This window comes from Fulvivirga lutea (genome assembly GCF_017068455.1).
Classification (GTDB): domain Bacteria; phylum Bacteroidota; class Bacteroidia; order Cytophagales; family Cyclobacteriaceae; genus Fulvivirga; species Fulvivirga lutea.
Map to the genome: position 1 here is coordinate 2570780 of NZ_CP070608.1, position 7992 is coordinate 2578771.

At 36.8% G+C, this 7992-nt stretch carries 8 protein-coding genes and 3 tRNA genes; 4 read left to right on the plus strand and 7 right to left on the minus strand.

Going from position 1 to position 7992, the window contains the following annotated elements; translation table 11 throughout:
- The 7 genes from JR347_RS11580 to JR347_RS11610 all read right to left on the minus strand — a co-directional run bounded on the left by JR347_RS11580 (nucleotide 1) and on the right by JR347_RS11610 (nucleotide 6837).
- Complete coding sequence (locus tag JR347_RS11580) at nucleotides 1–918, minus strand: ribonuclease Z (protein ID WP_205720769.1); 918 nt, start codon at nucleotides 916–918, stop codon at nucleotides 1–3.
- A gap of 10 nt (nucleotides 919–928) precedes the next feature.
- Entirely contained in the window at nucleotides 929–1312 is a 384-nt protein-coding gene (locus tag JR347_RS11585; protein ID WP_205720770.1) for an STAS domain-containing protein, read from the minus strand.
- Between the two features lie 22 nt (nucleotides 1313–1334).
- Entirely contained in the window at nucleotides 1335–2267 is a 933-nt protein-coding gene (locus JR347_RS11590) for a phosphoribosylaminoimidazolesuccinocarboxamide synthase (protein ID WP_205720771.1), read from the minus strand.
- A 54-nt stretch (nucleotides 2268–2321) separates the two neighbouring features.
- Entirely contained in the window at nucleotides 2322–3659 is a 1338-nt protein-coding gene (locus tag JR347_RS11595; protein WP_205720772.1) for a toxin-antitoxin system YwqK family antitoxin, read from the minus strand.
- Between the two features lie 65 nt (nucleotides 3660–3724).
- The gene (locus JR347_RS11600) at nucleotides 3725–4903 is read right to left on the minus strand and encodes an acetyl-CoA C-acyltransferase (protein ID WP_205720773.1); all 1179 of its coding nucleotides are present in this window, start codon (nucleotides 4901–4903) and stop codon (nucleotides 3725–3727) included.
- A 93-nt stretch (nucleotides 4904–4996) separates the two neighbouring features.
- A complete protein-coding gene (locus JR347_RS11605; protein ID WP_205720774.1) occupies nucleotides 4997–5872 on the minus strand; it encodes a tetratricopeptide repeat protein in 876 nt (291 codons plus the stop codon).
- On the minus strand, nucleotides 5869–6837 hold the full coding sequence (locus tag JR347_RS11610) for a vWA domain-containing protein (protein ID WP_205720775.1): 969 nt from the start codon (nucleotides 6835–6837) through the stop codon (nucleotides 5869–5871). Before JR347_RS11610 ends, JR347_RS11605 begins: the two co-directional genes overlap by 4 nt.
- Nucleotides 6838–7038: 201 nt before the next feature.
- On the opposite strand from JR347_RS11610, the gene JR347_RS11615 reads away from it, so the two are divergent.
- The 4 genes from JR347_RS11615 (at nucleotide 7039) to JR347_RS11630 (ending at nucleotide 7971) form a co-directional block, all read left to right on the plus strand.
- Nucleotides 7039–7127: transfer RNA gene (locus tag JR347_RS11615), tRNA-Ser, on the plus strand.
- 13 nt (nucleotides 7128–7140) lie between these two features.
- A tRNA-Arg gene (locus tag JR347_RS11620) sits at nucleotides 7141–7217 on the plus strand.
- A 9-nt stretch (nucleotides 7218–7226) separates the two neighbouring features.
- A tRNA-Pro gene (locus JR347_RS11625) sits at nucleotides 7227–7301 on the plus strand.
- A 91-nt stretch (nucleotides 7302–7392) separates the two neighbouring features.
- On the plus strand, nucleotides 7393–7971 hold the full coding sequence (locus JR347_RS11630) for a transposase (RefSeq protein WP_205720776.1): 579 nt from the start codon (nucleotides 7393–7395) through the stop codon (nucleotides 7969–7971).
- The last annotated feature ends 21 nt before the right edge of the window (nucleotides 7972–7992 follow it).

Genomic DNA, 7992 nt, shown 5'->3' on the forward strand with positions numbered 1-7992 from the left:
TTAGTCTTCAACTTCTATTAATTGGCCCTCTTCTGACAAAATGGTGTTCGCAAATATTTCTCTAGCCTCTTCTACAAATGGTGTAACATCTTTATACCTGGCTGAATAATGGCCAATTAATAGCTGCCCTACATTGGCAGCTTTGGCGATTTTACCTGCCTCGTGAGTAGTGCTGTGAAAAGTAAGATGCGCCCACTTGGCTTTGTCCGCTAAAAATGTAGCTTCATGATAAAGCAAATCAGCATCTTTAATGATTGGTATTATGTCTTCATCATATTTGGTATCAGAACAATAGGCATAAGACCTGGATTTTCTTGGAGGAAGTGTATACTCCTCCACTTTATAGCTCTTTTTGGTTCGTTCGTCAATAAAGTCCTTACCTTGCTTTAATGAAGCAATAGCCTGCAGCGAAATGTCATCCGTGAGCTTTTCTTTATTTATTCTGTAAGGCTTAGGCTTTTCTTTGAATAAGAAGCCACAACATGGTATTCTGTGTTTTAACGGGAAGCTATATACTTCAACTTGGTCATCTTCGAAGATGTTTTCTTTAATTTTTGGGTCTAACTCATGGAAGACAATTTTATAGTTGAGCTTACTGTCAGAATACCTCAATTGTGTAAGGATAATCTCATCCAAGCCTCTTTGACCATATAAATGAATATCATGGGATCTTTTTAGTAGATGCATAGTAAAAAGTAGACCCATCAACCCTAAATAATGGTCTCCATGCAAATGGCTAATAAAAATATGATTTATTTTCCCTGTATGTGCTTTATATTGGGTGAGTCGTTCCTGAGTGCCTTCCCCACAATCAATAAGAAAATAATTCTTACCAGTGTGTAGTAACTGAGAGGTGTGGTGCCTGCCATAGGCAGGCGTTGCAGAATTACAACCTAATATTTTTAATTCAAATGGCAATTAGTTTGCGTCAAACTTCATCATCATCACCACCCAACTCGTTTTCAATTTCATTCATGAAAACAGCATCAATACCTTCTTCAACAGTAGGTAGAATATTTAACACACTATCCAGTTGAGAAATTTTAATAAGCTTTGTGGTATGATCTGATAGACTCGCTAAAACAAAAATACCACCATTTTCCTGAACTACTCTATTGCCAACAAGTAGTGCACTTAATCCGGAAGAATCTGTGTACTTCACTTCAGATAAATCAAGAATAATATTTTTAACTCCTTCAGCGTGAATGGTAATTAATTGTGACTTTAAGCCGGGTGCGATGCTTGAATCAAGTTTCTCTTCGTGCAGTTTTACTAGGCTATATTTTTCTTGTTTGTCTATCGTATATTTCATTGTCTGATCGTTGTCTATACAGCTAAATTGCGCTGATTATATTGTTTTTAATTCTTTCTTCAACGTTGTAGTAATCTTGCTTAATGAATTTTTCGCCAGTTACTTTCTCGTAAAGTTCAAGATACCTATCTGAGATTGAATTTACAACAGATTCTGTCATTTCAGGAACCTGTTGTCCATCTTTTCCTTGAAATCCATTTGATATTAACCATTGACGAACAAATTCCTTGGAAAGTTGCTTTTGAGGCTCATTTCTTTTTTGCCTGTCCTCATAGCCATCCATATAGAAATATCTCGAAGAGTCTGGTGTATGAATTTCATCAATTAAGTAGATGGTGTTTCCTTTTCTACCGAATTCATATTTTGTATCAACCAAAATCAAACCTTTATCTTTGGCCAATTGCGTGCCTCGCTCAAATAATGCGAAGGTATATTTCTCTAGTTGTTCGTATTCTTCTTTTGAAACTAATCCTTTACTTATTATCTCTTCTTTAGAGATATCTTCATCATGGCCTTCATGAGCTTTGGTAGTAGGAGTGATGATTGGTTCTGGTAGTTTATCATTTTCCTTCAAGCCCTCAGGAAGTGAAACACCACACAACGTTCTTTTACCGACATGGTACTCTCGCCAGGCATGTCCAGCCAAATAACCTCTTATCACCATTTCAACAGGGTAGGTTTCACATTGTATGCCGATAGCCACGTTAGGGTCTGGAGTGCTTTCTAACCAGTTAGGACAAATATCTTTCGTAGCGTTGAGGTTAGTAGCGGCAATTTGATTTAAAACCTGGCCTTTATAAGGTATTGCTTCAGGCAGAATTACGTCAAATGCCGAAATTCTATCTGTTGCTACCATGGCTAGCTTGTCACCAAAAAAGTAGATGTCTCTTACTTTTCCGCTATAAAAATTTGTCTGATTTGGAAATTGGAAGTTAGTATTCTTGAGTGCTTTCATAAGATGCTAGCAAATTTAACCTACATTTTAATAATTGAAATGTTAGTTGAATTTTTAATTACTTTCTTCCTCTTCGGGTTCTATAGTTCTAAGAAGTTTTCCAGCTTGATAGACTTCGGTTTTAACCCAATTTCCGTCATCATCATAATATTTCCATTCATTTACCACTCTATTGCCTGCGAACTCACCTGATGTAATAATGCTGCCGTTTTTAGCGTACTTTTTGAAAATACCATGTTTAATATCATTTCTAAATGGTGTAATGCTTTCTAGCTCACCAGTTTCATAGTATGTTTTATAGTCTCCGTACTTAACGTCATACTTAAAGGAGCTTTCTGATTTTAGTTTGCCCGATGAATAATATTCTTTTATAATACCATTGACTTTGCCAGTAGTATAAGGAACTTCTTTTTTGATTTGACCCAAACTATCATAGTGCACCCATGTTTTTTCAGGTTGATCGTTCAGGTATATCTCTTTCTTCAAAAGCACCTCTGATGGGCTATAATACTTGGTAATTTGGTAGCCATCCTTATTTAACTCAATTAGCTTTTCTAACTTACCTGATGGATAATAATAGGAGTTTGTTCCAGTTAATTTTCCATTTGCGTAGGTAATGTTGTGCTTTGGTTTGCCATCGGAATAGAACGCTTTATTTGGGCCATGTAAAACTCCTTCCAAATAATTACCTTCAAGAAGTAGCTGCCCTAGTGAATCGTAATTTTTAAATACCCCAGACTTTGAACCTTCAATTAGAGAACTTTCAGTTTCTATCTGTCCGTTTGGAAAATAGGTGATATAATACCCATTGAGTATGCCATTTAAATAGTTACCGTCAGTTTGTAACTGACCGCTGGCGTAGTAAGTTTTTGTTATTCCGGTTTGTTGTCCGCTTTTATAGGTAATTTCTCTTCGAAGCTTTCCATTTTCATAGTATTCCTCTAACAGCCCATCGGGTTTGTCATTAACAAAGTACCCTCGACTTCTTATAGAACCATCTGGAAAGTAAATGTAGAGGCTGTCAGTTAACTTGTTAGAGGTAAAATTTGCTGTTTGAATCAATTGCCCTGACTCATTGTAAACTTCAACTGCACCCTCTTTTATACCATCTTTAAAGTGTATGATACGATTCAGTTTACCATTCTCATAGTACTCCTTAAACTCTCCATTTTTATAACCATTTAAGAAATTTCCTTCAGTAGCTAGCTTGCCATTTGAATGGTATTTTTTATACTCACCTTCCAGAAAATCAGGTTGATTCTGTTTAGTATAGTACACCTCTTTTATTATACTTTCTTCAGGATCGTAATAGGTCACAACTTTTTGTTGTGCCATTAGATCTATCATGGTAATGAATATAAGAAGGAGAGTAGTAAGATGAAGTTTAACCATAGTCCAAAATTAAAATAGCCCTACGATAACGCAGGGCTATTTATAATATTATTTTAAGTGGATAATTACAGATTCTCTATCACAATGGCCGAAGCACCTCCGCCACCGTTGCAAATGCCTGCAACACCTATTTTTGCATTGTTTTGTTTTAATACACTTGTTAAAGTAGTCATAATTCTAGCACCAGATGCACCAAGTGGGTGACCTAAAGATACTGAACCACCGTTTACGTTTACTTTACTAGCATCCAGTTCGAGCTGTTTGTTGTTAGCCAGAGCAACAACAGAAAATGCTTCATTAATTTCGTAGAAATCAACATCATTTTTGCTGATACCTGCATTTTTAATAGCTTTTGGTATCGCTAAAGCAGGAGCTGTTGTAAACCAAATTGGCTCTTGTGCCGCATCAGCAAACCCTCTTATTTTAGCAATAGGAGTAAGGTTTAACTCTTTCAATTTTTCTTCGCTCACTAGAATAATTGAAGAAGCACCATCATTAATGGTTGACGCGTTAGCTGCTGTTACTGTTCCTTCCTTCGAGAAAACAGGTCTTAAGCCAGGGATTTTCTCAAAGTTTACATTCTTATATTCTTCATCCTCAGAGAACATTATAGGATCACCTTTTCTTTGAGGAATTTCTACAGGAACAATTTCATCTTTGAACCGCCCTGCTTCCCAGCTAGCCGCACTTCTTTTGTATGAATTGATAGCATATTCATCCTGCTCTTCTCTGGAAATGTTCATTTCTTTAGCAGTATTATCAGCGCAGTTACCCATTGGGAAACCGTTATAAACCTCCCAAAGGCCATCGTGCATCAAGCCATCAACCAACTGTCCATTTCCATACTTATAACCAAACCTTGCATTTGGCAGGTAGTAAGGCACACTCGACATGTTTTCAAAACCTCCGGTTACTACTACATCATTAATACCTAGCATGATTGACTGTGCACCGAGCATTACCGTTTTCATACCTGAAGAACATACTTTGTTTACAGTTGTGCATGGTACATTATAGCCAATACCAGCACCTATTGCCGCTTGACGTGCAGGAGCCTGTCCAAGACCTGAACTGACCACATTACCCAAGTACACCTCATTAACCTCTTTAGCATCTATGCCCGCTTTTTCTAAAGCGCCTTTTACAGCTATTGAGCCTAATTTTGTAGCTGGAATATTAGCTAAACTACCTCCAAAGCTTCCTATTGGAGTTCGCACTGCTGAAACGATATATACTTCTTTCATGGAATTTAAGTTAAATTAGAAATTGCCTAACTAGCGTTAGGTTCGCAAATCTATGAAATAACATATGAGATAAAAAGGTGGTTCACTACAATTCTACCAGTCAGGTTTATCCGGGTCTTTTTTCTTCTTTGCCTTCCTCTTATTCTGCTGATAATATTGAATCTCGTTGTTTTTCATAGCTTCCAAAATCATCTTAGCTTTTTCTTCCGAAATATTCATTTCTTTTAGTTTTTCAGAGAATGAAGGGTCTTGGTTAGCTGGTTTTTCCTCTTCGGGTTTTCCTTCCTGTTCTTCAGGTTTCTGCTCTTTTTTCTGCTCATCTTCTTCACCTTGCTCTTTCTTCTTTTCTTGTTCCCCTTTTTCTTTCTCGTCTTTTTGTTCTCCTTCTTTATTTTTTTGATCCTCTTGTTGCTGATCTTCGTTTTGCTTGTCTTTGTTTTGTTCCTGATCCTTATTTTGCTCCTGGTCCTTATTTTTCTGCTGATCTTTGTTTTGATCTTTGTTTTGTTGGTCTTTATTCTGATCCTGCTGCTTCTTTTGCTCTTCCAATATTTTTTTCAGGAGTTCATAGTTGTATCTTGATTCCTCATTAGTAGGGTCTGCTTTCAAAGATTCTTTGAAGTGGCTAAGTGCTTCTTCAAACTTCTTATTCTTATTATTAATAATTCCAAGCTGTTGGTGGGCAACCGTCTTTATCGATCGATCTTTACTGCTTAAAACATTAGAGTAATTATTGATGGCCGCAGTGGTGTCATTCAATTTGTAATAGGTGTTTGCCAAATTGAGTGTTATGTTTTCATCTTTTACACCAAGTGAGTCTGTGAGCATTATATAATGGCCAAGAGCTTTCTCATAGTCTCCCGAATTATAGGCCTTTTTTGCCCGGTTTTTAAGCTCGTTAACTGTGGCGATGTCATTAAAACCACCAAAAAGTGCAATAGATAATATGGTTGCTAGAATTGACTTCATATTCTAATCACTTTCACGTTAGTGATGATATCGATAAAAAGTAACAGTAGTGCTGCCATCAAAAAGTAATAATATCTGTTGGCAGATACATCAACTTGTTTAGTATCTCTAAGTTCACCTTCAATGGTGTTTATTTTATTGATTAATCGATTTATGTCGTTATTAGTTTCATTGATCTCAAAATACTGTCCATCTGTATTATTAGCCAGATTTTTTAAAGACCTGGAATCTAGTTTGGTGACTACATCGTTTCCATTTCTGTCTTTCTTGTAGCCATTTCTGGTGAGAATTTTACTTCCTCTTTCTGTTCCAATGCCTAAGGTAAACAACTTAATGTCCTGATCTGCTATATCGTTGGCAATATCCTCCGTGCTTTCTCCAAAGTCTTCACCATCGCTTATAAGCAATATAATTTTAGATTTTTGAGAAGTAAGAGGCGATTCGTCCTCATTGAGCTTTTCTAAAGCCATTCTAAGTGGTGGGCCAAAATCAGTACCTGCATTTGGAACCAAATTGGTATGTAATGTTTCTACAAAAAGGTTAAGCGCATTTTGATCATAGGTAAGGGGAGATTGCATAAAGGCTTCCGAAGAGAATATGATAATTCCCAACCGATCAGAACTAAACGATTCTATGATATTCTTAAGTTCAAATTTTAGTTTCTCTAATCGTGTTGGTTGTATGTCTGACGCATTCATCGATTGAGATAAATCAACTAATAGAAATATATCTTTACCAACAGATTTAACTTCTCTTTTCGATTCGCCAAAGGAAGGGCCTAATAATGCTACAATGAGTAAAGCAAAGACTATAAACCTTAGTATTGCTTTGATAAATACTTTTTCGAAGCCCACACCTAGTTTAAATGAAGTGTTCATTACTCTGAGGATATAGGCGATATATAGAATGCAGAATATGGCAATAATTGCTAATTCAGTTGTTGAAATTGTATATAACCAATTCATACGTTCTATTTTTTTGGAACTGCGCAAATATATAAAAGGCCTTTTTTTAGCCAAATACCGCTAGTCATAAATAACGTTAAATGCTATCAAAAATTCCCTGACATTTAATTTTAATTGTACTTGCAATACTTAACTATGTTCGTTTATATTTGCACTCTCAATTTTGAGACGGTCAGAAAAAAGATTCTGATTATCCGTTTCGGAGAGGTGGGTGAGTGGCTGAAACCAACAGTTTGCTAAACTGTCGTACCTTTTATCGGGTACCGGGGGTTCGAATCCCCCTCTCTCCGCAGAAGACTTTTCGGTTCCGTAGCTCAACTGGATAGAGCAACTGCCTTCTAAGCAGTAGGTTCGGGGTTCGAGTCCCTGCGGGATCACCACATAAAGTTCGGGGCGTAGCGCAGTCCGGTTAGCGTACCTGGTTTGGGACCAGGGGGTCGCAGGTTCGAATCCTGCCGCCCCGACATAACAAGAAGCCTGAGTAGAAATACTCGGGCTTTGTTGTTTACAGAGGTTAGGATGATTCATGAATCATCCTAACGATAAAGTGTGTTTATGAAACAGAGAAAATCTATAAGGCTTCCTTTCTACGATTACTCCTGGCCTGGACAGTATTTTATCACAATAGTCACAAAATTTAGAGAGGAACATTTTGGATTACCTCATCGATCAACTACTCAGGAAGAAGCTTTGAGAGATATTGTTGAAAATACGTGGCAAGAGATTTTTGATGCCAATTGCCAAAGTTTATCACATGTACTTATGCCCAACCATTTTCATGGGGTAATTGAAATCACCAACCAAGAAAATGATCAGCCTATTGATCATTTAGATATTAAGCAGCGCAGAAGAATGAAGCTATCTAAGCTTATAGGAAAGTTTAAAATGACTTCTTCTAAAACAATAAATGATTATTTTGAACAACAAGAAGGAACACGGCCATTTAAATGGCAGCCGAATTATTTTGAGAGAGTGGTGAGAAATGACCGTGAGCTAGATAATATCATTCGATACATTGAAGACAATCCCTTGAAGTGGGAAGCGGATTTATTGCATAACAAGTATCCTATAAAAGAAAATGATGCTATGAAACACTTCATGAACAGTTTCAGCATCAGTAAGGATGATTCATGAATCATCCTTACTGATCATCCT

Excerpts from the sequence above, each read along its gene's own strand:
- JR347_RS11595 (WP_205720772.1), bottom strand. The coding sequence starts at position 3,659 with ATGGTTAAACTTCATCTTACTACTCTCCTTCTTATATTCATTACCATG.
- JR347_RS11605 (WP_205720774.1), bottom strand. The coding sequence starts at position 5,872 with ATGAAGTCAATTCTAGCAACCATATTATCTATTGCACTTTTTGGTGGT.
- JR347_RS11600 (WP_205720773.1), bottom strand. The coding sequence starts at position 4,903 with ATGAAAGAAGTATATATCGTTTCAGCAGTGCGAACTCCAATAGGAAGC.
- JR347_RS11610 (WP_205720775.1), bottom strand. The coding sequence starts at position 6,837 with ATGAATTGGTTATATACAATTTCAACAACTGAATTAGCAATTATTGCC.
- JR347_RS11585 (WP_205720770.1), bottom strand. The coding sequence starts at position 1,312 with ATGAAATATACGATAGACAAACAAGAAAAATATAGCCTAGTAAAACTG.
- JR347_RS11590 (WP_205720771.1), bottom strand. The coding sequence starts at position 2,267 with ATGAAAGCACTCAAGAATACTAACTTCCAATTTCCAAATCAGACAAAT.
- JR347_RS11630 (WP_205720776.1), top strand. The coding sequence starts at position 7,393 with ATGAAACAGAGAAAATCTATAAGGCTTCCTTTCTACGATTACTCCTGG.